This window comes from Clostridium sp. HCS.1, from assembly GCF_047900555.1.
GTDB lineage: Bacteria > Bacillota > Clostridia > Clostridiales > Clostridiaceae > Clostridium.
In genome coordinates this window covers 819195-844541 of record NZ_CP170704.1, presented here as the reverse complement: position 1 = coordinate 844541, position 25347 = coordinate 819195, and the positions used below count along the sequence as shown (strand labels likewise).

26 protein-coding genes are annotated in these 25347 nt (G+C 27.0%); 1 reads left to right on the top strand and 25 read right to left on the bottom strand.

Annotated elements, in window-relative coordinates:
* Positions 1-253: 253 nt before the first annotated feature.
* Positions 254-382 carry a hypothetical protein gene (locus ACFYH6_RS04000; RefSeq protein WP_416180374.1) on the bottom strand — a complete coding sequence of 43 codons (129 nt, stop codon included), beginning with the start codon at positions 380-382 and terminating at the stop codon, positions 254-256.
* 207 nt (positions 383-589) lie between these two features.
* On the opposite strand from ACFYH6_RS04000, the gene ACFYH6_RS03995 reads away from it, so the two are divergent.
* A complete protein-coding gene (locus ACFYH6_RS03995) occupies positions 590-1582 on the top strand; it encodes a LacI family DNA-binding transcriptional regulator (RefSeq protein WP_416180375.1) in 993 nt (330 codons plus the stop codon).
* Positions 1583-1651: 69 nt separating this feature from the next.
* On the opposite strand, the gene ACFYH6_RS03990 is transcribed toward ACFYH6_RS03995, so the two are convergent.
* The 24 genes from ACFYH6_RS03990 to ACFYH6_RS03875 form a co-directional block, all read right to left on the bottom strand.
* Positions 1652-1888: a hypothetical protein gene (locus ACFYH6_RS03990; protein ID WP_416180376.1), complete on the bottom strand. Its 237-nt coding sequence runs from the start codon at positions 1886-1888 to the stop codon at positions 1652-1654.
* Between the two features lie 179 nt (positions 1889-2067).
* The gene (locus ACFYH6_RS03985; RefSeq protein WP_416180377.1) at positions 2068-3210 is read right to left on the bottom strand and encodes a hypothetical protein; all 1143 of its coding nucleotides are present in this window, start codon (positions 3208-3210) and stop codon (positions 2068-2070) included.
* A 13-nt stretch (positions 3211-3223) separates the two neighbouring features.
* On the bottom strand, positions 3224-4306 hold the full coding sequence (locus ACFYH6_RS03980; RefSeq protein ID WP_416180378.1) for a glycosyltransferase: 1083 nt from the start codon (positions 4304-4306) through the stop codon (positions 3224-3226).
* 29 nt (positions 4307-4335) lie between these two features.
* Entirely contained in the window at positions 4336-5796 is a 1461-nt protein-coding gene (locus ACFYH6_RS03975; protein ID WP_416180379.1) for an oligosaccharide flippase family protein, read from the bottom strand.
* Positions 5793-6503 (bottom strand): glycosyltransferase family 32 protein, encoded by a 711-nt coding sequence (locus ACFYH6_RS03970; protein ID WP_416180380.1) that lies wholly within the window; start codon positions 6501-6503, stop codon positions 5793-5795. Before ACFYH6_RS03970 ends, ACFYH6_RS03975 begins: the two co-directional genes overlap by 4 nt.
* Before the next feature lie 33 nt (positions 6504-6536).
* Positions 6537-7364 carry an ATP-grasp fold amidoligase family protein gene (locus ACFYH6_RS03965; RefSeq protein ID WP_416180381.1) on the bottom strand — a complete coding sequence of 276 codons (828 nt, stop codon included), beginning with the start codon at positions 7362-7364 and terminating at the stop codon, positions 6537-6539.
* 83 nt (positions 7365-7447) lie between these two features.
* Positions 7448-8104, bottom strand: a complete 657-nt coding sequence (locus tag ACFYH6_RS03960) for a CpsD/CapB family tyrosine-protein kinase (RefSeq protein ID WP_416180382.1) — start codon at positions 8102-8104, stop codon at positions 7448-7450.
* A 17-nt stretch (positions 8105-8121) separates the two neighbouring features.
* Positions 8122-8799 (bottom strand): YveK family protein, encoded by a 678-nt coding sequence (locus ACFYH6_RS03955; protein WP_416180383.1) that lies wholly within the window; start codon positions 8797-8799, stop codon positions 8122-8124.
* Positions 8800-8900: 101 nt separating this feature from the next.
* The gene (locus tag ACFYH6_RS03950) at positions 8901-9749 is read right to left on the bottom strand and encodes an ATP-grasp fold amidoligase family protein (RefSeq protein ID WP_416180384.1); all 849 of its coding nucleotides are present in this window, start codon (positions 9747-9749) and stop codon (positions 8901-8903) included.
* Positions 9750-9761: 12 nt separating this feature from the next.
* Complete coding sequence (locus tag ACFYH6_RS03945; RefSeq protein WP_416180421.1) at positions 9762-11078, bottom strand: UDP-glucose dehydrogenase family protein; 1317 nt, start codon at positions 11076-11078, stop codon at positions 9762-9764.
* A gap of 31 nt (positions 11079-11109) precedes the next feature.
* A complete protein-coding gene (locus tag ACFYH6_RS03940; RefSeq protein WP_416180385.1) occupies positions 11110-11721 on the bottom strand; it encodes a sugar transferase in 612 nt (203 codons plus the stop codon).
* Between the two features lie 26 nt (positions 11722-11747).
* The gene (locus ACFYH6_RS03935) at positions 11748-12782 is read right to left on the bottom strand and encodes a GDP-mannose 4,6-dehydratase (protein ID WP_416180386.1); all 1035 of its coding nucleotides are present in this window, start codon (positions 12780-12782) and stop codon (positions 11748-11750) included.
* 57 nt (positions 12783-12839) lie between these two features.
* Positions 12840-13340 (bottom strand): PssE/Cps14G family polysaccharide biosynthesis glycosyltransferase, encoded by a 501-nt coding sequence (pssE, locus tag ACFYH6_RS03930; protein ID WP_416180387.1) that lies wholly within the window; start codon positions 13338-13340, stop codon positions 12840-12842.
* Positions 13337-13801: a PssD/Cps14F family polysaccharide biosynthesis glycosyltransferase gene (pssD, locus tag ACFYH6_RS03925; RefSeq protein ID WP_416180388.1), complete on the bottom strand. Its 465-nt coding sequence runs from the start codon at positions 13799-13801 to the stop codon at positions 13337-13339. The genes pssE and pssD overlap by 4 nt, the downstream gene beginning before the upstream one ends.
* Before the next feature lie 308 nt (positions 13802-14109).
* On the bottom strand, positions 14110-14997 hold the full coding sequence (locus tag ACFYH6_RS03920; RefSeq protein WP_416180389.1) for a glycosyltransferase family A protein: 888 nt from the start codon (positions 14995-14997) through the stop codon (positions 14110-14112).
* A 61-nt stretch (positions 14998-15058) separates the two neighbouring features.
* Positions 15059-15982, bottom strand: a complete 924-nt coding sequence (locus tag ACFYH6_RS03915) for a glycosyltransferase family 2 protein (RefSeq protein ID WP_416180390.1) — start codon at positions 15980-15982, stop codon at positions 15059-15061.
* A 241-nt stretch (positions 15983-16223) separates the two neighbouring features.
* Positions 16224-18362 carry a BglG family transcription antiterminator gene (locus ACFYH6_RS03910; protein WP_416180391.1) on the bottom strand — a complete coding sequence of 713 codons (2139 nt, stop codon included), beginning with the start codon at positions 18360-18362 and terminating at the stop codon, positions 16224-16226.
* Between the two features lie 247 nt (positions 18363-18609).
* Positions 18610-19989, bottom strand: coding sequence for a PTS ascorbate transporter subunit IIC (locus ACFYH6_RS03905; protein WP_416180392.1), 1380 nt, complete (start codon positions 19987-19989; stop codon positions 18610-18612).
* Between the two features lie 54 nt (positions 19990-20043).
* Positions 20044-20325: a PTS sugar transporter subunit IIB gene (locus ACFYH6_RS03900; protein WP_416180393.1), complete on the bottom strand. Its 282-nt coding sequence runs from the start codon at positions 20323-20325 to the stop codon at positions 20044-20046.
* 14 nt (positions 20326-20339) lie between these two features.
* Complete coding sequence (locus tag ACFYH6_RS03895) at positions 20340-20804, bottom strand: PTS sugar transporter subunit IIA (protein ID WP_416180394.1); 465 nt, start codon at positions 20802-20804, stop codon at positions 20340-20342.
* Between the two features lie 25 nt (positions 20805-20829).
* Positions 20830-21546 (bottom strand): transaldolase, encoded by a 717-nt coding sequence (locus ACFYH6_RS03890; protein WP_416180395.1) that lies wholly within the window; start codon positions 21544-21546, stop codon positions 20830-20832.
* 162 nt (positions 21547-21708) lie between these two features.
* Entirely contained in the window at positions 21709-22680 is a 972-nt protein-coding gene (gene yjfF / locus ACFYH6_RS03885; protein WP_416180422.1) for a galactofuranose ABC transporter, permease protein YjfF, read from the bottom strand.
* Complete coding sequence (locus tag ACFYH6_RS03880; RefSeq protein WP_416180396.1) at positions 22655-23740, bottom strand: ABC transporter permease; 1086 nt, start codon at positions 23738-23740, stop codon at positions 22655-22657. Before ACFYH6_RS03880 ends, yjfF begins: the two co-directional genes overlap by 26 nt.
* 1 nt (position 23741) lies before the next feature.
* Positions 23742-25256 carry a sugar ABC transporter ATP-binding protein gene (locus ACFYH6_RS03875; RefSeq protein WP_416180397.1) on the bottom strand — a complete coding sequence of 505 codons (1515 nt, stop codon included), beginning with the start codon at positions 25254-25256 and terminating at the stop codon, positions 23742-23744.
* Between the last annotated feature and the right edge of the window lie 91 nt (positions 25257-25347).

Sequence of the window (25347 nt, the reverse complement as noted above, 5' to 3'; positions counted from 1 at the left end):
AAATAAGTACTTGATTATGGGGAGGGGGATGCTATATACTAAAATAAGATATAACCTTAATTTTCCAAATAGGAACAGCAGAATATTAAGTCAATTATATAAATTATAAATTTAAAACATGGTCGTGAATTTTTGAATCCCCATACGGGGCGGTAGCTTTTAGCGACTTCGTTCTAGTAATTGATTGCGATATTGAGATGCATATATTTAACTTTAACCAAGTTTAAACCACTTGTAAATGCTTATTTATATGCTATTTTTTTAACTCAACATCGCAATCAAGCCAACTCAAATGTTCTCCTTCTGTGGGATATACAGGCTCTCTATTAAATTCGCACTTATTATGAGGAAATAGTCCATCTGGTATATGTTTTATATTCATATTTACCTCCTATTAATTCATCATTCTGTTAACGTTAACAATGTCATTTAAAAATTTTTATCCTTATTTCTGTTAACGTTAACAATATTTTAACATTTCCTCTTTTCAAATGTCAATATATTCAAGTAATTTTTTTCCAAAATATCTTGTCTTTTTTTAGTATTGTTATATAATTTTGTTATAATTAACATAGAAAGGATACATATTATGGTTACTATGAAAGATATTGCTCAAGAAGCAGGAGTTAGTGTAATGATGGTATCTCGTGTTATAAACAAACGCTACGATTTAGTTTCTGATAAGAATATTGAAAAGATAGAAAAAATAATAAAAAAATACAATTATGTTCCTAATTCATCTGCTCAAAGTTTATCTTCTAAATCATCTAAAATCATAGCTGTTTTTATACCAGGAGAGGCCTATTCATTATCAAATCAATACAATTCAGTAATGTTAGGAAATATTATTCAAAGAGTACAATCTTATGGATACAATACTATGGTGCATTTCGTATTAGAGTATTCTGATATAATTGATAATTTAAAAGCTTGGAAGGCTTCAGGAGCAATTTTTTTTGGATCCTTTGTGGATAATATTAATAAAATAAAAGAAAATATCACTATACCTCTTATTTTTACAGATAGTTATAGCCCTACAAAAAAAGTTACTAATATAGGAATAGATGATTATAAAGGGGGAGCTCTTGCTGCTAATTATTTTATAAAACATAGTCATAAGAATCTTGCCTATGTTGGTGAGTATATAAATGATAGTCTTGTTGTACAAGAAAGATTTAAAGGATTTTCTGAAACCTTGTTATCTGCAGGAATCACCCTTCCAGGAAGTCACATTATTAATTTTACTTCCATAGAAAATACTATTAATGAATTAATATCAATCAGAAATAATCATTTGGGAATTTTTGCTTTTTCTGACATATTAGCATTAAAAATTATAAATGAATTATCTAATAAAGGCTTTTCAGTTCCAGATGATTTTTCTATTATAGGCTTTGATAATCTAGAAATATGTTCTTTTTCACAACCTGGATTAACTACAATAAAACAAGATATTGTACATAAAGCAATTATAGCAGTAGATTTGCTTTTTAAATATATTAAATCTCCTGATATGTCAGCACAAAATATAGTTTTAGATGTAGAATTAATTGAAAGAAATTCAGTAAAAAAACTGCTTTAATTAAAACAGTTTGAAATGTTATTCTCCCAAATATTGTTCCCCTGGGGAACAATATTTGGAAATTATATATTATATATTTCTTGTCCATTCATTTATATCAAATTCTTTTACTCCAGGTACATGCTCCACAAACTCTCTGTATCTTCTTCTATTTACAAAAAAGTCTAATATTACTTCAGGACTTATTAATTTACTTTCTTTATTAATTATGTAATTGTGATAACTAGACCATATATAATCTTTGGGATTATTACATATTTTAGATCTTACTGGATTTAAATGAATATACAAACTTCTATTCTTCATATTCTCACCTTTTTTTACATAAATACTATATTTTATAGTAAAGTTTTTCAATTAAATTGTATTTTATATATATTTTCATAATTTTATCCATATTAAAAACCTCCATTGTAAAGTTCTAGTTATGAAATCTACTAGAACTTTACAATGGAGGCTTTATATTTTAATAACAGCTAAAAATTTTATTTATTTATTAAACGCCTATTAAGGCATAAAAAAATATATATTACAAATGTTAAAACTATAAAAATTCCTACTGTTTCAGCAAGTCCATTATAGGTAAATGGGATTATCAACACACACAGATAGCTTACTGCTAATAAATAATTTTTCTTATTTATGAAATTTATAGTTGGCTTTATGAATATAAATAAAATTAAAAGTAATGAGGTTAGAATTCCATAATCATAAGAAAACATTAATAGTGGATTTTCAAAATTAACTACTCCAAAAATATACTGACTTACGTAATTTGAATATCCAATTCCTCTTCCAATTAAAAATCTAGGATATTTATTAAAAAATATCATTTTTCTAATTCCTGCTAGCCTACCATTAGTTACATCCCCTCCAGAAGCTGTTTCTCTAAATTTTGACCAAATGAATTCATCTACCATTGAAGTAGATAAAAATATTATCATAATGAGTGGTAAAATCAAGTAGGGGATGCTCCTTCTTTTACAGCAAGAAAATGAATAAACTATACTTAGAAAAATTACTGTAATCATAGATATTCTTCCTGAAGCTAGTACAGTTCCAGTTAAAGCTATAATGATATCAATAATAATTGATGTATCAATTTTTTCTTTAAAATACTTATAATAAATAATATTAAAGCTTATAAATATAGCATAATACCAAGCTGATGTTAGTGGATGTCCTACTATTCCACCACTTCTTCCTTCTTTAATTGACATAATTACTTGAATAATAAAGGTAATATAAATATATATATTAAAGGATTTAACTATCTTAGGAAAAATATAATCTACATCTATATCTTCATAATCAATTAATAATATTAGTAGTGGAAGTATAAATCCAACTATTGTTCTTATAAAATCAGAAATACCATATCTATTAGCTAAATATCCAATAATAATAAGTCCACTTATAGACAAAAAAATAATGAAGCTACTTTTAGTAAATTTATTTTTCTTTTGTAAAAACATTAAAGTTATTAGTGCTATTGGAATCACATGATAATTAAAAATGCTACTTCCAATTAAGTTATTTAAGTAACTCCTTATTCCTTGACTCATAATAACTATAATAAAAAATAAGATTATAATCAGATTTTCCTTAAGATATTTTTTTTGAAACATATGCCTCCCTCTATTATTTTCCTTTAAGAATTTTTTTATAAAATTTTAAATGAGAAGAAATATACCTTTCAGATGTAAAGTTTTGAATAAATCTTCTATATGCACCTCTCTTTAAAATCTTATATAATTCTGGATCATAATATATTTCACATATTCTTTTTGCGAAAGCTTTAATATCCTTTGTAGGCACTAAATATCCATTAATACCATTAACAATTTCCTCACAAGTACCAGGAATATTAGTTGCAATAACAGGTACCCTTTGAGAAAATGCTTCTATTGGAACTAACGGGAGTCCTTCAACATAAGAGCATAATAAAACTAAATCTATATATTTTAAATGTTCAATCACATTGTCTTTACTTCCTAACATAGTAACGTAGACTTCTAAGTTATTATCCTTTATATATTTTTTTAACTTTTCACTTTCCTCTCCATCTCCAATTAAAAAGAATTTAACATTTTCAATTTTTGAAATAACTTCCTTTGCTATATCTACAAAATCATAAATCCCCTTATAATCTATAATTCTACTTATATGAGCTATAGTAAAATATCCCATATTCTTAGATTCTATTAAAATTTTATCTATGTTTTTATTCTTATTATATATTTCCACAGTATTATAAATTGTTGTTATTTTTTCTTTATTTAATTTGCACTTTTTTATTAATATATCTCTTGCGGAATTACTTACAGAAATTATATTAGTATTTTTTAAAAATACTCTTGTTAATAAAAATTTATTTTCTAAACAAACATGCTGAGTATGGATTACCTTTACTTTTGTAAAAATAGCAACTATTTTTGAAATAACAGAAGTCATTCTATGATGGCTATGAATTAATTGAATATTTTCTTTATTAACTATTCTTATAAGCTTAAATATGTTCACTATTATAAAAAGTATATTAAATATATTTGCTCTCTTTATGGTATAATGCTTAATTCCCATACTTTCAAATTCTGAAAGCAGCTCTCCTCCAGAACTTGCAACAATAATCTTATTTCTATCCTTAAGCTCCTTGCAAAGCTTTAAAATGCACTTAGTATCTCCACCTAAATGTACTGAATTATTAATATATAAAATATTCAAACTTCAAATCTCCTTTATAAAATTTAATATCAACTAGTCTGCGAATTTGAAATGTTTTCTCGTACTTTATGATATATCCTAAACATAAAATCTCTTATAGGATTTTTTATTATAAGCATTAATACTCCATAACATAAGAAACATAGTCCGCAACTTAACAAAAATGAAAATATACTAGTCTTTAATACATGTGTAATAAAATTTATAGCTATAAAATTAATTACTCCAAATAATAAATAAATATAACTACCTTTAAAAAGTACTTTTATATTTAGATATTTTCTTACTAACACAATTTTTAAAATTGTAACAGTTAATTCTGTTAATACAACTGTTAATACCGCTCCAATTATTCCCACAATAGGTATTAGTATAAAATTAGAAATTAAACTTACTATACTTCCAGATAACATTGGAATAACATACTCTCTATTCTTACTAGTAGGTATTATGAATTGATTAGTAAATACTAATCCAATAGGAATTATTACAGCAATTAAACTTGCTAACATCATAAATGGAATTATTAATCTGAATTCTTCTCCAAAATATAAAGGTACAAATATTCTAGATACTGCTGCCATAGAACTTGCAGCAAAGCTAGATATTAAAATGGTAATTATTAATGATCTTTTTAAATACTTTTGTATTTTCCTTGTATCCTTTTTTTCATAAAGATTAGCTATAGTTGGCATAAGAACAGTACTTAATGAATTTATAATAGCTAGTGATATGCCCGGAATCTTTAAACTTTGAGAATAATAACCTACTTCAGTTAAGTTAGTTAAATATCCTAATATAATATGATCTGCAACAGTATAAAGTTGGATGCAAATTTGTGGTAGAAAATATACTATAGATTCCTTTAAATAAGGCTTTATATTTACTTCTGAAATATTCATTTTATTTACATATTTAAATAATGAAAACCAATAAGTGAAGCAACCTAAAAAAACAGCTAAAGAATTGATTAATATATATATATATAAGTCATCATAGCTCTTAACAAATAGAAAAATAGAAATTGCACATGCTATCCTTATTACAGTATTTCTAACTACTATTTTCTTAAAATTTTCTAATCCTCTATAAAACCAGCTAATATCTAAAAAGGCTGCAAGTACTATTGGTAATTGAAGCACAAATAGAAATTTCAAAGATTTACCTAATACTATAAAAAATATTATATATATTAAGATTGATATAGATGTAGAAATCCCTTGTAAACACCATATATTCCAAAAGGTTTTACTTCTACTATCCTTGGAGTCTCTTTTATATGCTATGTGCTTACTACCATATCTATCTATACCTAATTTCCCAAAAACAGAAAAAATAGCAGCAAATGAAGAAGTATAATCACTTTCACCTATTCCACCAGCTCCTAACACTCTAGATATATATGCAGCTGTTAAAAAGGGTACTATTAAAATCAAAACCTCATATGCAGTATTATATAAATAATTTTTAAAAATTCTTTTAGTGCTCATATTTTTTCACTTTTAAATTTTCTAATAAAATTTAATAATCTTTCTTTAAACTTCGATCTTAATATCTGGTGTGGTTTCCTCCAAGTTCCCTCATAATGATGAATTGTATAAGTGTTATCTGTAATTATTGGCTCTTGCCAAGAATGCCTTTTAGGATAAAAATATTCTTTAGGATAAATTGCAACTTGATTTAAGAAATAAGAAACATCATTATAACTTTCTTTATAGCCCTTTTCTTTTGCTATTTCTGTAATATGGATTGGTATTGCTAGCTCTGGAAGCCTGTCTTTATAATCATCATAATTTAAATCATTATAGTAATTTAAAACTTCACCTATAAACTTATCTTCTTTTTTGCAACCCCATATTCCAAAAGCAATTAAATTATCTTCTAACCCTCCAAAGGAATTATTCTTTAGTAAATCATCTAAAGATTTTAGAACTTCCATATCAGTATCTAAATAAATTCCGCCATAATTATAAAGAACCCAAAGCCTACAATAATCCGATACAAAGGCCCATTTCTTATTTTTATAAGCCTTTTTAGTAAAATCAAAGCCTTCTATATTAAAATTTTTTTCATTCCATTCTACTATTTCATAACCTTTTAAATAATGCTTCCATGAATTAATACACTTTTCAACTATTTTGGGTTTCTCTTTTCCACCAACCCAACAGTAATGTATTATTTTTGGAATATCCTCCATTAATTTTCCCTCCCTATTTCTTAAAGATATATTCTAAATAGGATTATTATATTTTTCTAAATTTATTAATTTAGCTAATTCTAAATCAACCTCTAAAGGATTATATCTATCTGTTCCATTATCAGGTGTAAAAGTTAATTCACTAAAATATAAATTTTCATCAACTCCATTAAAATCAACTCTTATATATTCAAAGCCTTCTGCTAACTTTTCTGCAAGCTCAATTAATTTTTCTAAATAAATTGGCTTCTCTATATCTCCTGAAGAGTTCTTTACCTTTCCTCTTGTATATACCCTTGTCCAATCAGTAAGGAAATAATCTTCTCTATATATTTTGAATCTACCTGTATGAACCTCTATAAGTTTTACCTTTCCAGAAAAGCAATGTAAGTCATATTCTATTAAAGATCCATTTTTACACTCTAGATATTCCTCACATATAATTTTCTTATTAATATTTCTATATTGAGGTTCTTTAGTATATTTATAGTAATCTTCCTTAAATAATTTTTTGAGACGTTTATTAGTCTTTTTTATATCTAACAAAGTCTTATCTCTACAAATTATATTTTTATCAGAACCATCGTTTAACTTTAAAACAAACTTTTCAGGCAATAAATCATAATTAATTTCACTTACATCGTCATATACCCCTATTAGTTTAGGTAAATACATCTCCCCTATTTTATTTTTTATAAATTCTCTAACCTTATATTTATCTACTAAATTATTATATCTTTCTAGATTTCCATATACCTTTATCCACTGTAACTTTTCTCCATAAAAAACAGGATTATTTAAATCTAAAAATCGTCCATAAGTCCTTAAGTTATCAATTTGCATTACTAGTTTATCAGGCAAATATACACATATCCGCCTAAAGAATCGTCTCAATATATTACCCCCTTGTAATTTATAATCATAGCACTATAATCCCCTCTAATTTAGAGTTTACTTTCCCCATATTTATATGAATATTTACTTTCAAGCTTTACTCCATTTAAAACTGTTCCTATAACATTAGCATTAACACTTTTAAGCCTTAAATAAGCTTCTTTTATTTCATTTTTCTTAGTCTTATTAATTTTAGCTACTAATATAGTTCCATCAGCTTTAACAGACAAAACTTGTGCATCACTTACAAATAGTACTGGTGGAGTATCTAAAATAACATAATCATAGTCCTTCTTTAATTCTTCTAAGAAATTACACATTTTATCTGAAGCCAAAGCTTCTACTGGATTAGGTGGCATATGACCTGAAGTTGTAATATCCAAATTTTCATTATAATTTTTAATTGCTGAAGGATCTACTTCTTCACTTACTAGTATTTCTGATAATCCAATACTATTAGATAATCTAAACCTTCTATGAATATTAGGCTTTCTAAAATCACAGTCTATTAACATAACCTTTTTATCGCCTTGAGCTAAGGTAAGTGCTAGATTTGAAGATACAAAGGTCTTCCCTTCCCCTGGATTTGCACTAGTTACTACTATAACCTTATATTTTTTATCTGGAGAAGAATATTGAATGTTAGTTTTTAAGGTTCTAAAACTTTCAGAAAGAATAGATGTAGATAATTTGTCCATTTCTAGCATTAATTTTCCTCCTATTTCTATTTATCAACTAAAGGAAGTAGTCCTATTACAGGAATATCGATTTCCTTTTCTAGTTCCTCTTTACTACCAATAGTTTTATCAAAAATCTCCATAATAAAAGCTAGAATAATTCCTAAAACAATACCTGAAAATCCTCCAATTAATATATTTATTTTCTTATTTGGACTAACTGGGTTTTCAGGCAATCTTACCTTTTGTAACACCTTAACATTTCCATTAGGAACTAATTCCTTTGATACTTTAATAAATTCACTTGTAATATTATAAATAAAGCTCCTAGCTTGATTAGGATCCATACTTCTATACTTAATTTCTAAAATTTGAGTGTCATCAATAGCAGTAACACTAAGTTTACTTGATACATCCTCTACACTTGCATCTATATTAGTCTTCTCTAAAGCACTTAATAGAATGTCAGGTGTTCTTATTATTTCTGAATAAGTCTTCATTAAATTTTGATACATTATTACATCATTTTGACTATAATTTTGTTCTTCTCCAATAGCTTCTTTTCCTATAAAGAATTTAGTAGTTGCCTCATACTTTGGCTTTATAATAAAGAAACTTAAAACTATTGATAGCAATAAAAATATAAATAAAGAAATGGCTATTATTTTCCATCTTTTTTTCAAGATTCCTATGAGCTCTTCTATACTTATCAATTGTCCATCCATTTCTCTTCCCCCTTTACATATTATTTCTGAAGGATAACATTATCCCATTAAAAATAATTTATCCTATAGAGTATATGATTCTTATTAATTTTTATTTACAATTAAGGATTAATTTCTATATAGTCTCCTACTAGTTTATTTACTTCTTCAGGCATAAAAATTAATAATCCTGCACCTGGAGTGAAGGTTAACTCTCCAAAGTAAATATTATTATCTACTGAATATAAATCCACTCGTACAAATTGAAATTTTCCACTTAACCTTCTTGCTATTTCAATCATCTCATCTATATTTTCAGGTTTTTCTATATCCTCTGTATATTTATCAAATCCATAACTCCAGTTTAATTCATTCCATTCTAAGTCATAATATTTTTGCTTGTGCTTACCATATCTATCTACATCTATTTGAATATACTTAGGTTCTCCATTGGAGCAAGTAAATTTATAATCCATTAATCCCCCTGATTTATCTTCAAGATATTCTTCACAAATAATTAAAGGCCTAATATCTTTATATTGAATTTCCCTAAATCTATAATAAAAATTTTCATTTAACCATTTTGTTAAATCCTTTTTTATTTTATTTTTATTAATATTACTTTTACTCTTGCAAATTATATTTCTCCCACAACTATGATTAGTTTTTAAAACAAATTTCTCTGGTAATGCTTCAAAATCTATTTCATCAAAATTATTATAAACACCAAGTAATGGAACTAAATATTTTTCGCCTACAACACTTGCTACATATCCTCTAACTCTATATTTATCTACATATTCACCGTATTCCTTAAAGCAATTATTTATTTTCAAATACTGCATCTTATCATAGAAGGTTGTTGGATTCTTTAGATTTGGTATTCTCTTAGTTTTTATATAACCAGTTATTAAAATATATGCCTGGTTACTAAAAAAATATTTTGATGATTCTATTATTCTATATTCCATATACCCCTCCCATTACTGATCTCTATTTATAATTTCTTCTCTTCCTATTGAATAATACTCTACTTTAGCCTTTTTAACCTCTTCTAACTTATAGCAGTTTCTGCCATCAAATATTATTGGTGTTTTCATTAATTCTATATATTTCTCTAATTTTATTAATTTTATTTCTTTCCATTCAGTAAATATAAATACCATATCAGCATATTTTAATGCTTCTTCTGGGCTAGCTGCATAACTTATTTCCATACTATTCTTTTCTTTGAATTTATTTATTCCTATTGGGTCATAAGCTACTATTTCAGCACCTTCTTCTAATAATCTCCTTATATTAGGAATAGATGGAGCTTCTCTTAAATCATCTGTTTCAGGTTTAAAAGTTAATCCAAGTACTGCTACTCTTTTCCCCTTTAAAGTTCCAAATTTTTGCTTTGCCTTTCTAAATAATTTAAATTTTTGATTTTCATTTACTTCTATGGCTGCTTTTATAGTTTTAATTTCATATCCATGGTCGTTTGCAAGCCAATGAAGAGCTTTTGTATCCTTAGGAAAGCATGATCCTCCATACCCAAGGCCAGCATTTAAAAACTTATCTCCAATTCTTTTATCATAGCTCATACCTTTGGTTACACATTCAATATCTGCTCCAACTATTTCACAAACATTTGCCATCTCATTAATAAAACTTATTTTTAAGGCTAAAAAATCATTAGAAGCATACTTTATCATTTCTGCACTTCTTCTGTTAGTGCAAACTATAGGTTTATTAAATCTTTCATATATCTCTTTTAAAATATTTTCTGAATTCTTTGATTCCACCCCAATAACTATTCTACTGGCTTCCATTGTATCTACAATGGCTGTACCTTGTGATAAAAATTCTGGATTAGATGCAACTTCAATCTTTACATCATTAACTAAGTTTTCCCTTAAAAATTCTTCAATTTTATCATTAGTACCTATTGGTACTGTAGACTTAACTACTATTACAGAATTATTTTCTACATTCTTAGCAATTTCACTACATACATTAAATACATAATCTAAGTTTGCCGAACCATCTTCTCTCTCTGGAGTTCCAACCCCAATAAAAATTACTTTTGCATTTTTATATGCACTTTTAAAATCAGTAGTGAACTCTAACCTTCCATCTTCTAAATTTTTTCTAATCATTTCATCTAATCCAGGTTCATATATTGGTGATTTTCCTTTTTTCAAAAGAATAATTTTTTCCTCATCTATATCAACACAGGTTACTATATGTCCAACTTCAGCAAAGCATACTCCTGTTACTAAGCCAACATATCCTGTTCCCGCTACTACAATTTCCATATTTACCCCCATTATTTTCTTATCTGTATTGCTAAAAAGCATTTTTATCTCCAAATAATAATAAAATTGTTTTTAAAATTAGTTTTATATCTACCCAAATGCTCATTTCATTTACATATTTAATATCAAGCTCCATCCATTCTTGAAAACCAATATTACTTCTTCCTGATACTTGCCAGTAACAGGTAAGTCCTGGTTTTACTTCTAATCGCTTTAGCATCCAAGGTTCAAATTTAGCTACTTCACTTGGAAGACTTGGTCTAGGACCTACTAAACTCATATCTCCTTTTAAAACATTTATTAATTGTGGTAATTCATCTACGCTTGTGTTTCTTATAAATCTTCCGACCTTAGTTACTCTAGGATCCTTCTTTATCTTAAACATTGGTCCAGATACTTCATTTTTATCTTCTAATTTTTTTCTAAGGTCTTCAGCATTTTCTACCATAGACCTAAATTTATAAATCTTAAATTCTTTTCTATTTAATCCAACTCTCATTTGAGAAAAAATCACTTTCCCTTTAGATTCTAACCTTATTAGAATTGCTATCACTAATAGTAATGGACTTAACAAAACAATACCTATCATTGAGCCCAATATATCTATAACTCTTTTAAAGATTGAATAACTAACATTCCCCATTATTACACCCCTACTCTTTAGTTAATTTATCTAACTTTATAATACTTAACATACCATTCAACAAATTTTTGAAGTCCTTCTTGTATTGTTGTAGTGGGCATATATCCCGTTACTTTCTTGATTTTATCTGTTGAAGCATAAGTTATTGGAACGTCCTCTGACTTTAAAGGTTCAAATTTTTTTTTAAATTCAACCTTTCTTCCCAAAGAATTACTTAAAGCCTCTTCTAATGTTGCAATAAAATCCATTAGTTTTTCCGGCTTATTATTTCCAATATTAAATATTCTATGGTAAGTATTAATTTCATCATTATTAGGAGGAAAATTAATTAGTTTCTCTATTCCCTTAACCACGTCATCTATATAAGTAAAATCCCTATATAAATCTTTATTAAAATCACCATTGTTAAATATTTTAATGGCTTCTCCTTTAAAGTATTTATCTATAAAACTAAAATATGCCATATCTGGTCTTCCCATTGGACCATAGACTGTAAAAAATCTAAGTCCTGTAGTTGGAATATTATAAAGATGACTATAAGTATGAGCCATTAGCTCATTGGATTTCTTTGTTGCTGCATAAAGAGAAACTGGATTATCCACAAAATCTGTTTCTTCAAATGGAACCTTTTTATTTGTTCCATAAACTGAACTTGAAGATGCATATATAAGGTGATCTACAGGATTATATCTACATCCTTCTAATATATTAAAAAATCCAATGATATTACTTTGAATATATACATCTGGATTTTCAATAGAATATCTAACTCCAGCTTGTGCTGCTAAATTTACCACAATATTAGGCTTGTACCTCTCAAAGACTTCTATAACCTTCTCTTTATGGCATATATCTAATCTAATAAAAATAAACTTTTCAAAAGCTCTAAGCTCCTTTAGCCTTTCATATTTAAGATTTACATCATAATAATTATTTATATTATCAATTCCAATTACTCTATAGCCTTTGTTAAGAAGCCTTTTAGCTAAATGAAATCCAATAAATCCTATTGATCCAGTAATTAAATATAATTTCTCTTTATCTGTAAGTTGACTCTCCATAAATGCCCTCCTAAAAATATCTTTATATGTTAATGTATAATAAGATATTTCAAAGCCTTATTTATTATTCCAATTTTCTTTAATAAACTCATCAATAATTTTTACTATTGACATTGGATCATTATTTTTCCAAGGTATAATATCACAAGTTCCATTATTATATTGTTTAATTGCATCTTCTAAATCTTCCATCTCATATACAGCTAAAACATATTTATTTGAAGCAAATGCTTCATTATTTTGTATTTGATGATCATTAATGTGTTCTCCATACTTTTTAAGCCGTGTTACTGCAATTACTTTTTTACCTAAATTTAAAGCCTTCATAATTGATCCAGATGCTCCATGACTTATTACTATATCTGCATTTTTTATTTTTTCTTCAAACTCTTCAGGTGATATAAAGTCCTTATATTGAAAATATTTTGGTTTATAAGTAGATGTTCCGATTTGAGCAAAAACTTCCTCTTTAATTACTCCCTCTTCACATAATTTATCTAGTTCAATAAATAGACGATTGAATTGATAATTCCTTGAACCAACACATACAAAAATCAATATAAGCACCCCCCATATATAGCTTTTTTATAAAACTTCTTTTGACTTTCCCATTGAACAATAAAAAGGTCTGAATGTTTCTCCATCATTCTACCTGCAACAGTGGGCATATTTGCTCTTCCAAATGTTTCAATAAAAATAAACTTTTTATGAAAAATAACTGCTAAAATATAAAATGGATATGCCACTATTGTTCCTGTTGTAATAATAAAATCAGGCCTTTCTCTTATCCAAATAAAAATTGCATATAAGGTGTTATATATCATTTTTAATATCATTAGCTTATCCTTTAAGTCTGTTTGTAAAAATAAATATTTAGCTTTATCAGCTTTAAACTTTGTTTTTTCTGTAACAAAAAAGCCTTCATATTTATTTACTACTGGCTGTAATTTTTGAAGTTGCTCCCAATGTCCACCAGATGATGACACTAAACATATTTTAGCTTTACTCCTTTTTTGCATTATTTCACCTCATAATTTATATATAATTCCTATAATATTATTTATTTAAAATCTTACTGTTTCATATAACATTGATTTTCCCAATATATTATATGTCCTAAATAATCTTCTGTTACTATAAAATCTTATTATTATATATTTCTAAAATCTGCTCTATATTCCTATTTTGATAATAATAATTAATTAATAAAAATTGTTATTATTAAACTTAATAGTATTATTTCTTGTTTTTTAGCAACAAAAAATGAGCCTACATACAGTAAGCTCACTAAATTTATCTTCTTATTTAGTTTAATTTAATTTTAGAACTATCCTTTTAATTTTTTCCTTTTTAAATATAAGTATAATGCTATTGGAATTATTATAATTTTAAAAGATTTAAATTCTTGAAAAATTAATTTATATTTATATTTAGCTAAAAAACCATATGACACTGCATTAGCTGCATTTTTTAGATTACTTAATATTTTTTCTTCACCTTTTATCAATTCCGTATAGTAATGAAAGGCCCCTTTTGGATTATTCGCCATTATCTTACGAATGTTATTAGTATAACCATCTCTTTGATATTCAAAAATTGTTATATTTTCTGGCAAAAAAATATATTTACCTATTTCATCAAGTAAATCGTATACTGTTTTTTCTTGTATAAAATTTTCCCCTTCATAAATAATAAATGGATACTTTTTAATTATTTCTGTCTTAAAAACTAAAGTTGTTTCTCCAGAATAATTATTCTTATAAAGCTCTTGTAAAGTCAATTGATTCAAGTTTTCAAATTGTATATTTCTCTCTTCCATTAGTCTTTTTTTATTTGTGCTTTTATAAGCTATTATTCCTATTATTTTTTTATCATCAATTCTTTTCTTACTCATAACTTTTAATATAATTTCTACTGCATTTTCTACTAAATAATCATCTGAGTCTACACATAGAAATAATGGAGTCCCACATATTTCAACCCCTTTATTATGTGCCTTCATTTTTCCACTATTCTTTTGAAAATGATATTCTATTAATATATTACCTTTTTCAATAAATGAATCTATTAATTTCTTAGTACCATCTGTTGAGCCATCATCTATTATTAGCCACTTAAATTCTTTATTTATTTGATTACATAAGCTATTGTATAACCTAGTAAGTTTATCTTTTCTATTGTATGTTGGTGTAAATATAGTTAGTAATACACTCAATAATTTTACCTCCAAATAAATTAATTTATACTAATTGTTAACATGATGTCTATCTTTAATTTCATTTAATTATTTTTCTTTTTATTGATCTACAAAAATCATATATAAAACTTAATATAGTTTTTATAGGATGAATTACAAATAATATTCTCATTTCTTCTATAGCATTCTTAGTTAATTTTCTTTCAAAATAATATTTCATTAATCTACTTGAAAATGCATATTCAACTTCTAATATATTTTTAGTTGATAATCTATCATATAATTTTCTTCCAGATCTTCTTAAAACTATTTCTCCATCCAAGGCTTTACCACTATTACTTATTTTAATTCCATCATGTATATAATACCTAGATAAAGGCTTATCAATAAAATCAATTTCATAATTAAATTCAAATAGCTTTAACATTAACATTGAATCTTGCTTTGCAGGAATATTTGAAAACATCCCTATATTTATCAATGCATCTTTTTTACATGCCCATTGACTAGTTGCAGAAATACAATCTATTATTAACAGCTCATATAGACAATTTCCTCTAAATTTATTACCAAATAATATTTTTTTATCATTTGGCATTACCATTTCACACATACCATAAACAAGTGCTAATTTATCATTATTACTTTCAGAAAAGAACTTTACCTTTTCTTCTATACAGTTATATAAATATTCATCATCATCATCTAGAAAGCATATTATTTCTCCCCTTGCTGCTAAAATCCCTTCATTTCTTGCTAATGCTCCACCTAAATTATCCTTATTTCTAATATATCTTATATTTGAATATCTACTGTATTTTTTCATTATATTTTCTGTACTTATTCTATATTCTGATTTAGGATAATTATCATCAATTACTATAATTTCTATATTCTCATAACTCTGGTTTAATACACTATTAATTGCTCTTTCAAGCATTTCATTTCTAGAGAATGTTGGAATAACTACACTAACTAATGTAGAATATTCTACTTGTTTCATTTATATTAACCTCCTTATCACTTGATTTTATAAATAAAAGAAATATATATTATCTTCCTCTAAATGGAACTCTTTCTATAAAATCTTAATTAATTATATTAATTACTATTAATATGTATTCATCTCTCACTGATTCATTTATTATTATTCATTATTTTTTAATTTTGTTCTTATAAATAAGCAAATCTATGCTTTACTGAAAATTAGAAAATAAAAAAAGTAGCATATTAGCTACTTTTTCTTATTTTAACATTCTAATTATATCTACTTTACTTATATCTTTTCTATTTAACATATCTATAAAACTTTCATTTTCAATTAGCTTCATTATTTGAGTTATAAGTTCAATATGATCTTCATTATTTGTACTTGCTATAGTTATAAATATCCTTATATTATTATGGCTACCTATTGTAATATGTTTACTAAAAGTATTAATAGTAATTCCAAAGTTTTTTACATAATTATCTGGTCTTGCATGAGGTATTGCTATTCCATCATCTACTACTATATAAGCTCCTAAATTATTTATATTCTCTATCATTGCATCTACATATTCTTCTGTTATATCATTATTTTTTAATAGAGGCATGGCACTAAGTCTTATTGCCTCTTCCCAATTATCTGCTACTAAGTTTAATTGAATATTATCTTCAAAAATATATTTACTTAGTTCAATAGTCTTATTATCATTAATTTTATTAAAATAAGATTCTAAATCACTTTTCAATTTATCTTTCTCTAAAATATTTGAACTTTTTTCTATAATTGATAATACTTCGTCTATATTAACTTCCTTATTATTATTATTTTTTAGCTTGTCTATATTTTCATTATTCTTTTGAATATTTAAGCCATCATCCTTTAGGATTTTTGAAGATAAATATTTCCCTAATTCCCTTATATCTGTATCACTTAAAATTGAAGATACCTTAATAATGGGAATATTATAATTTTCATTTATATCAACTGGTGAAATTATATAATCTATTTTTTCTTTTCCTTCTAACAAGCTACTTATATTGTGTATGGAAGTAACTCCAACTAAATTTACTTCAAAACTTCCCTTTATCTTAGCCTCTAATAATCTTCCTGTGGCAAAACCAGCTGAACAAGCTATTATTATATTTTTACTTTTTATTATTTCATCCTTTTTATTTTTTTCTATAGTTGCTTCAATATACATAACTATATATCCAATTTCATCATCACTTAATATATAGTTAAATTTATCTTTAATAAAATTAGTTGCTTCCTTTATTAATTTAAATTCATTTTTATAATTACTTATAATAGTATCTAAAATTGGGTTTTTACTTATAACATTATACTTTAATCTAAATATTAAACTTTTTAGATGATTAATAAAGCTTTCAAATAAGGCATTATCCATTCTAAAATTATTCCCAAAGGTTAATCTTAGGTTATCCATTATCTTACCAGCTATATAACAAGCATCAAAATAATCCTTTGATTCAAATAAATCCCCTTCATTTTTACTTCCAGATAGAATCTTGCTAGCAATAATATTAACTTCTTCTTTTCCTAAGGTAATATTAAACCTATCTTTAATCTTATTGGAAATTTCTAAAGCTGCTTCATATTCCTTTTTATAATTTACACTTAAGCTTTTATTTTCCTTATTAATTGGTAGATTACCAGCTCTATTTATAATTACAAATAATGCAATTACTAAATTAAAAAAGTCTTCTTCAGAAAATACTCCAAAATCTTTTTCTAAATCTCTAACTAATTCCTTTATATATCCCATATTCTTTTTATTAATATCTAGCTTTTTAATATTCCCTAAAATGCTGTTATTTTCATTATTATAAATTTTCTCTAAGGTCTCAATAATATTGTAATTACTTTTATCAATAAGTAAGCTTATCATGGCTTTTCTAATATTATTTTCATCCCCACTAATTTTAAAACCTTTATTCGAAACCTTTATTATTTGAATATTGTATTCCCTAAGCCATTCCTTAACTTTTTTAATATCATTAACTAAGGTAGTTTTACTTATTGACAATTTTTCTTGAAACTCATTATAGTTATTAACTTTATTTGAACTTAACAATTCATATAATAATATCCCAACTCTTTCTTCTGTAGAAAAAATATAGCTTTTCATATTTATATTACTTATAAGCTTTCCTACTTTTTCTTCTTCTTCCTTAGATAAGTTAAATCTCAATGGAGAGTTAGGCCTTTTATCTATTTCAGAAATATTATTTTCCCTTAGATATCTATTAATTTCATCAATGTCATATCTAATCATTCTTTTTGAAATTCCAAACTTATTGGCTAAATCTTCAACACTTAAATCTGTTCTATAATTAATTAATAAATTTAATATTTCAATATATCTTATATTCAAATTTTCCCCTCCTATCTAATTTATAATTACTAATCTATAATTACTAATCTATAATTACTAATCTATTATTTATAATTTGTATTTAAATTAATTTTATATTTAAATTAATTTTGTATTTATTATACACCTTAATGTATTTCTATGTGTTTCTCTTCAAAAATAAAGGCTAGATAAGAATATCTAGCCTAATTGGAAATTAATTGGTCCCCTGGGGACCAATTTTCTGTTTCCCAGGGGAGCTTTTATTTTACATTGCTTCTCCATCGTCATAGTTATTATTAATAACCTTTGACTTTGTCTTCATAAAGCTTGGAACTAATACTGCAATTACTAGTAAAGCTAATAATATAATTACTCCCATAGATCCTAAGAATTCATAAAGTTTTCCTATTGCTAGGCCTATAATACCAAAGTCAAAATCACCAAAGGTTGTATTTTGGAAACCTAAGTTACCAAGTACAGGAAGTAATAATGCAGGAACAAAGGTAATTAATAATCCATTTACAAAAGCTCCAATTGCAGCTCCCTTCTTACCACCTGTTGCATTTCCATATATACCTGCTGTTGCTCCACAGAAGAAATGTGGTACAAGTCCTGGTATAATTAAAACTCCACCAGCTACTCCAAGTAATAACATTCCAATAACTCCACCTATAAAGCTAGCAACAAAACCTATAACAACTGCTGTTGGTGCATATGTGAAGAATACTGCACAGTCTACTGCTGGAATTGCATCTGGTATAACCTTTGTAGCAATACCTTGGAAGGCTGGAAGTAAGTCACCTAAAATCATTCTAACACCAGCATAAACTATAGTAACACCTACAGCAAATTTCATGGCTGCCATTAAAGCAAATAACACCATATTTTGTCCACCAGATAATTCAGTAACAAATTCATTTCCTGCAGCTATAGCAGCTATTAAGTAAAATACCATCATTGTTAAAGCTGTTGAAATTGTTGTATCTCTTAAGAAACTCCATTGTTCTGGTATTTCCATCTTTTCTGTACTATCCTCTGCCTTACCTACCTTTCCACCTATCCATGCTGATGCATAATAAGCTAAGCTACCAAAGTGTCCCATAGCAACTTCATCCCCATCAGTAACCTTTAAAGTATACTTTTGTCCAACTGCTGGTAAAATTGCACTTACTAATCCTAAGAAAGCTCCACCTATTCCAATTAATGCTGCACCTTCAAAACCTGCTGTTTGTAAAACTGCTGATAATAAACATGCCATAAAGAAACTATGATGTCCTGTTAAGAATATATATTTATATTTAGTGAATCTTGCTATAGCAAGGTTTACTACATAACCAATTATTAATATAGACATTGTTTCTACACCAAGAACCCTTTGTGCAACAGAAACTATTGCCTCATTATTAGGAATAACTCCATTAATATTAAATCCCTCTTGAATCATTTCTCCTAAAGGATTTAAATTAGAAACGATAAAATCTGCACCTGCACCAAGCATTAAATAACCAAGTATAGGTTTTAAAGTTCCTGTAAAGACCTTATGAGTTGGTTTTCTTAAAGCAATTAATCCTATAAAAGCCATTAAACCCATTAATAATGCAGGTTCTTTTAAGAAATCTCTAAAAAACGCTAAAATCCCTTCCATAATACCATTCTCCTTTATAAATAATAATTTTTAAAATAATAACTAAAATAAATACTAATTTAATTCTGCACTTTTCTCTTTAAGTTTTTCTAAAATATCTTCTTTTATTTTCTTTTTGTTTATATAGCTTCTAACAATTAAAGTTTTATCCTTATTAAAGTTTGGAGCTAATTCTTTTACAGTTACAAAAAGATCGCAGCCTTTTCCAACTGCTGCACTAACATCACAAGATTCTACATCTGCCTTTATCCCCTCCTCATCACATATTTCTTGTATTTTCATAGCTAGCATTAAACTGCTTCCTATTCCATTTCCGCATACAGTTATAATTTTCATAAATAATCCCACCCTTAATTTGTTTTATTTCTTTTATAAACTTCTAAAATAACCTTTAATAAATCTTCCTTTGAATTACAACCTTCAACTTCCTTTAATATATTTTCATCATCCAAGATATAAGATAAATCTTGAAGTAACTCAATATGTGATTTATTCTCCTTAGCACAAATTGCAAATATAAGTTTAACAGGATCAAATTCACTACTTCCAAAATTTAAGCCTTTTTCTAAAGATATTACTGAAACTCCTAGTTCTATAACCCCAGAATCAGGCCTTCCATGAGGCATTGCTATTCCTGGAGCCATTACTATATATGGCCCCATTTCCTTAACTGTTTCTATCATAGCTTCTATATATTTTTCCTCAATCTTTTCATTTATTAATAGTAATTCTCCTGCTATAGTTACTGCTTCTTCCCAATTCTCAGCCTTTATATTTACATCAATGGCTTCCTCAGTTAATAATTTTTCTATCATAGTTTTACCTCTCTTAAATTAAACCCTATTCCATAATTGAAAACCCTAAACTATTTGCATCCCTAAAGAAATCATTTACTGTTTCTATAGAATACTCATTTAAGTCTTTACCTAATAAATCAATTTTCTTTAATATGCTATTTTGAACTGTAATAATATCACAGCCTATATTGTTAGCTTCAATAATACTATAAAGTTCTCTACAGCTTGCCCATAAAATCTCTACCTTAGGATACTCTCTTGAAAGTTCAATAGCTTCCTTCATTATTCCTATTGGATCAACTCCTGCATCTGCTATTCTTCCTGCAAAAATTGAAATGATAGCTTCACTATCTTTATTTAATAAACTCATAACATCCTTTACTTGTTTATAAGTAAATATTGCAGTTATATTAAGCTTAACATTTTCCTCTACTAAGGTTTTAATTATATTCTCATTAAATTCTCCCTTAGTATTTACTACTGGTATTTTTACATAAACGTTTTCACCCCAAGTAAAAAGTTCTCTTGCCTCCTTAATTATTGTTTCTTCATCATCTCCAAAAACCTCAAAGGAAATTGGCATGTCCTTTATTTCCTTTAGTATTTTCTTACCAAAGTCTCTATAGCTCTTTATTCCAGCAACCTTCATTAATGAAGGGTTTGTAGTAAATCCACTAACAATTCCTTTATTGTATTCTTCAAGCATTGATTTTAAATCAGCACCATCTGCATATATTTTTATCTTTAAATCTTTGACCATTCTTACTTCCCCCTTAGTTTTATTGTCAATATTATAATATAATAATAATATCCATTTAAGAATATCATTTTATTTCCCTTTTAAAAGGAAGTAAAAAAAATAGAAATAACTGGACCCCAGGGGAAGTAGTGAACTACTTCCCCCGGGGTCCATTTATTTCCATTAGATTTCCTTTGATTTCATTATTATAAACACTCTTTGTAATATTATAAATATACAAAGCAATGCTGCTACCACAATCTTTGTCCACCAAGAGCTTAAAGTTCCTTGAAAGATTATTATTGTTTGAATGACACCTTGTGTTAACACACCAAATAAGGTTCCTATAACATATCCAACTCCCCCTGTTAGCATGATTCCACCTATTACAGCAGATGCTATGGCATCCATTTCTAATCCTACAGTATGTTGCCCATAGCCTGATAACATATAAAAACTAAATACAACACCTGCTAAGGATGAGCAAAATCCACTAATTGTGTAAACTAAAATCTTTACTCTATCAACAGGCAATCCCATAAGTCTTGCAGATTGTTCATTTCCTCCTATTGCATATACTGCTCTACCAAACTTTGTGTATTGCAGCACATATATAGCTAAAATTAAAACTACTATTGCAATTACTACACTCCAAGAAATAAAGCTACCACCAATTTTTATTCTAGCTTGACTTATTTTAGTATAAGTTTCATTTGTAATAGTTATTGTATCTATACTTACAAGGTAACATAGACCTCTAGCTAAAAACATTCCTGCAAGTGTAGCTATAAATGGTTGAATCTTAAACTTTGTTACTAAGACACCCATAATAGTTCCAAAAATACACCCAATTATAAGCATAAATAAAATTACAACCCAAGGATTCCACCCCTTATTTTCAAGTAGATAGGCAGATAACATACATACAAAGGCAATTACTGCTCCAACAGATATATCTATTCCCCCAGTAATAAGTACAAAGGTAACCCCAATAGCTGTTATAAGCAAAAATGCATTATCTATTATCAAATTTAAAAATGTTTGTAATCTAAAAAATCCTGTATATTTAAAAGTTCCAAAAGCACATAAGGCTAAAAATAAAATTATTGTTACAAATATAGGTAAGTATTTAGTTTGTAATATTTTGTTTTTCAACAGTAGCAAGCTTTTCACTATTAACCCCCCTCTTCTTATTAAAGAAATTCCTAAAGATAACTCTAAAATTTTCAGATTGCAATAAGCAAATAACTATTACAACTAAAGCCTTTACAACTAAAGTTACTTCAGGTGGAACACCAAAAGAGTATATAGTAGTAGTTAAACTTTGAATAATCAAGGCTCCAACCATACTACAAGGGATGGAAAACTTACCACCAGACATAGGGTTTCCACCAATGGCAACAGCTAAAATTGCATCAAGCTCTATATATAATCCTAAATTATTTGCATCAGCACACTTAATATTAGAGCTTAATAATATTGCTGCTATCCCTGCACATAAACCTGAAATTGTATAAACACAAACCTTAATCCAATGAACCTTTATCCCAACATATTTACTTGCTTCAGAGTTACATCCTGAAGATTCTACAAATAATCCAAAGGCTGTTTTCTTAACAAGAAGCATTATAACTAAAAGGCAAAGAGCCACTATATAAATAGAAAATGGTAATCCAAATAGATATCCTCCTCCAAAGAAAAAATATGGCTTATAATAAATTGTAATAATTTGAGCCTTTGTTATAAGCTGAGCTATCCCTCTACCTGCAACCATTAATATCATAGTTGCTATAATTGGCTGAATTCCTATTTTCCCTATTAATACACCATTCCAAAAACCAAGAATACATGCTACTAATAATCCAACAATAATAGCTATAGGCATTGGAATTAAACTAACATATTCTTGAACACCATCTACAAAGCTCATTTCTCCACCAATTAAACTTGCAACTATAGCAGCAGTAATTGCAATTACAGATCCAACTGAAATATCTGTACCAGAGGTGGCTATTACAAGAGTTAAGCCTATAGATAAAATCATTAAAGGTGCCCCTCTATTAATAATATCAATTAAACTACCAAATAAATGTCCATCCTTCATTTCTATTTTGAAGAAGCCTGGAGTAAAAAATAAATTAAATAATAAAACTAATAATAATGCAACAAGAGGCCAAAAAATCTGCTGTTTTCTTATATCCTTTAATAAATTCATACTAATTACCTCCTGCTATAGTATTCATAATAATATTAGTTTCCAAATCCTTGTCCACAAGTTCCTTAATCTTAAGCCTATCCCTTAAAACTATTAATCTACTGCAAGTTCTTAGCATTTCATCTAACTCTGAAGAAATAAATATTACTGAAATACCCTTAGCTGCAAAATCCAATACTAACTTTTGAATTTCAGCCTTTGTTCCAATATCTATCCCCCTTGTAGGCTCATCTAAAATCAATAACTTTGGTCTTGTTAAAAGCCACCTTGCTAAAATAACCTTTTGTTGATTTCCTCCACTTAATTCATTTACAATCTTTTCTTGTGATGGTGTCTTAATATCTAAAATCTCAATATATTCCTTTGTAATTTTCTCTTGCTCTTTAAGAGGAATATATTTAATCCATCCCCTTTTAACTTGAAGAGCTAAAATAATATTTTCCCTTACAGATAAATTAGGTATTATCCCTTCCCTTTTTCTGTCCTCTGGACAATATGCAATTTCATTTTTCATTGCTGCTAATGGATTATTTATTTTACTCTTTTTATTATTTATACGAATTTCTCCTGTATCCGACTTTTCTATTCCAAATAATAAATTAACAAGTTCAGTTCTGCCAGAACCTAAAAGTCCAGCTAATCCAAGGACTTCCCCCTTATAAATTACAGTATCAAAAGGCTCTATAAGATTCTTCTTACCTAAATTCAATGCTTCTAAAAATACTTCTCTAGTACTTTCACTATTTATATTTTCAACTGGTTTAATACCAGAATTTATCTCACCATAATCTTTTCCAATCATTTTTGCCACTAATTGAACCTTTGATAATTCACTAGTTTTATACTCTCCAACTAATTTCCCATTTCTTAAAACTGTAATTTTATCTGAAACTTCATATACTTGATCTAAAAAATGAGTAATAAATATTATTCCTATACCTTGAGACTTTAAATTTCTCATTATTTCAAATAACTTTACAACTTCCTTTTCATCCAAACTAGCTGTTGGCTCATCTAAAATTAATATTTTTGCTTCAATATCAACTGCTCTTGCAATTGCAACCATCTGCTTTATAGCAATAGAATAACTATCTAAGCTCTTTGTTACATCAATATCTATATTTAATTTCTTCATAGCTAAAGTAGCTCTTTTATTCATTTCCTTCCAATTAATTTTTCCAAACTTGGTAGGCTCTCTTCCAATAAAGATATTTTCTGCCACAGATATGTTATTGCATAAGTTTACCTCTTGATATACTGTGCTAATACCAAGTACTTGAGCTTCATATGTTGATTTTGGATTTATTTTATTTCCTAAGAAAATAATTTCTCCACTATCTAGCTTTTCTACTCCTGTTAATACCTTAATTAATGTAGATTTTCCTGCTCCATTTTCCCCCATTAATGCATGAATTTCTCCACTTTCTAAAGTAAAATCCACCTTATCTAACGCCTTAACTCCTGGAAATTCTATGCTTATATCTTTCATTTTAAGTAATACATCTTTATCTTTCATTGCTACATCTCCTTTTTTTAGATTTAACATAAGCTGTTGCAAATATAATTAGATGCAACAGCTTACATTAAATTAAAGAAAATAAATATAA

Coding starts and splice junctions, on each gene's coding strand:
- ACFYH6_RS03975 (WP_416180379.1), bottom strand. CDS start 5,796: ATGAGCACTAAAAGAATTTTTAAAAATTATTTATATAATACTGCATAT.
- ACFYH6_RS03955 (WP_416180383.1), bottom strand. CDS start 8,799: ATGGATGGACAATTGATAAGTATAGAAGAGCTCATAGGAATCTTGAAA.
- ACFYH6_RS03905 (WP_416180392.1), bottom strand. CDS start 19,989: ATGGAAGGGATTTTAGCGTTTTTTAGAGATTTCTTAAAAGAACCTGCA.
- ACFYH6_RS03875 (WP_416180397.1), bottom strand. CDS start 25,256: ATGAAAGATAAAGATGTATTACTTAAAATGAAAGATATAAGCATAGAA.
- pssD (WP_416180388.1), bottom strand. CDS start 13,801: ATGCAAAAAAGGAGTAAAGCTAAAATATGTTTAGTGTCATCATCTGGT.
- ACFYH6_RS03995 (WP_416180375.1), top strand. CDS start 590: ATGGTTACTATGAAAGATATTGCTCAAGAAGCAGGAGTTAGTGTAATG.
- ACFYH6_RS03890 (WP_416180395.1), bottom strand. CDS start 21,546: ATGGTCAAAGATTTAAAGATAAAAATATATGCAGATGGTGCTGATTTA.
- ACFYH6_RS03915 (WP_416180390.1), bottom strand. CDS start 15,982: ATGAAACAAGTAGAATATTCTACATTAGTTAGTGTAGTTATTCCAACA.
- ACFYH6_RS03950 (WP_416180384.1), bottom strand. CDS start 9,749: ATGGAATATAGAATAATAGAATCATCAAAATATTTTTTTAGTAACCAG.
- ACFYH6_RS03940 (WP_416180385.1), bottom strand. CDS start 11,721: ATGGGGAATGTTAGTTATTCAATCTTTAAAAGAGTTATAGATATATTG.
- ACFYH6_RS03900 (WP_416180393.1), bottom strand. CDS start 20,325: ATGAAAATTATAACTGTATGCGGAAATGGAATAGGAAGCAGTTTAATG.
- ACFYH6_RS04000 (WP_416180374.1), bottom strand. CDS start 382: ATGAATATAAAACATATACCAGATGGACTATTTCCTCATAATAAGTGC.
- ACFYH6_RS03970 (WP_416180380.1), bottom strand. CDS start 6,503: ATGGAGGATATTCCAAAAATAATACATTACTGTTGGGTTGGTGGAAAA.
- ACFYH6_RS03985 (WP_416180377.1), bottom strand. CDS start 3,210: ATGTTTCAAAAAAAATATCTTAAGGAAAATCTGATTATAATCTTATTT.
- ACFYH6_RS03945 (WP_416180421.1), bottom strand. CDS start 11,078: ATGGAAATTGTAGTAGCGGGAACAGGATATGTTGGCTTAGTAACAGGA.
- ACFYH6_RS03960 (WP_416180382.1), bottom strand. CDS start 8,104: ATGCTAGAAATGGACAAATTATCTACATCTATTCTTTCTGAAAGTTTT.
- ACFYH6_RS03880 (WP_416180396.1), bottom strand. CDS start 23,740: ATGAATTTATTAAAGGATATAAGAAAACAGCAGATTTTTTGGCCTCTT.
- ACFYH6_RS03990 (WP_416180376.1), bottom strand. CDS start 1,888: ATGAAGAATAGAAGTTTGTATATTCATTTAAATCCAGTAAGATCTAAA.
- ACFYH6_RS03895 (WP_416180394.1), bottom strand. CDS start 20,804: ATGATAGAAAAATTATTAACTGAGGAAGCCATTGATGTAAATATAAAG.
- ACFYH6_RS03935 (WP_416180386.1), bottom strand. CDS start 12,782: ATGGAGAGTCAACTTACAGATAAAGAGAAATTATATTTAATTACTGGA.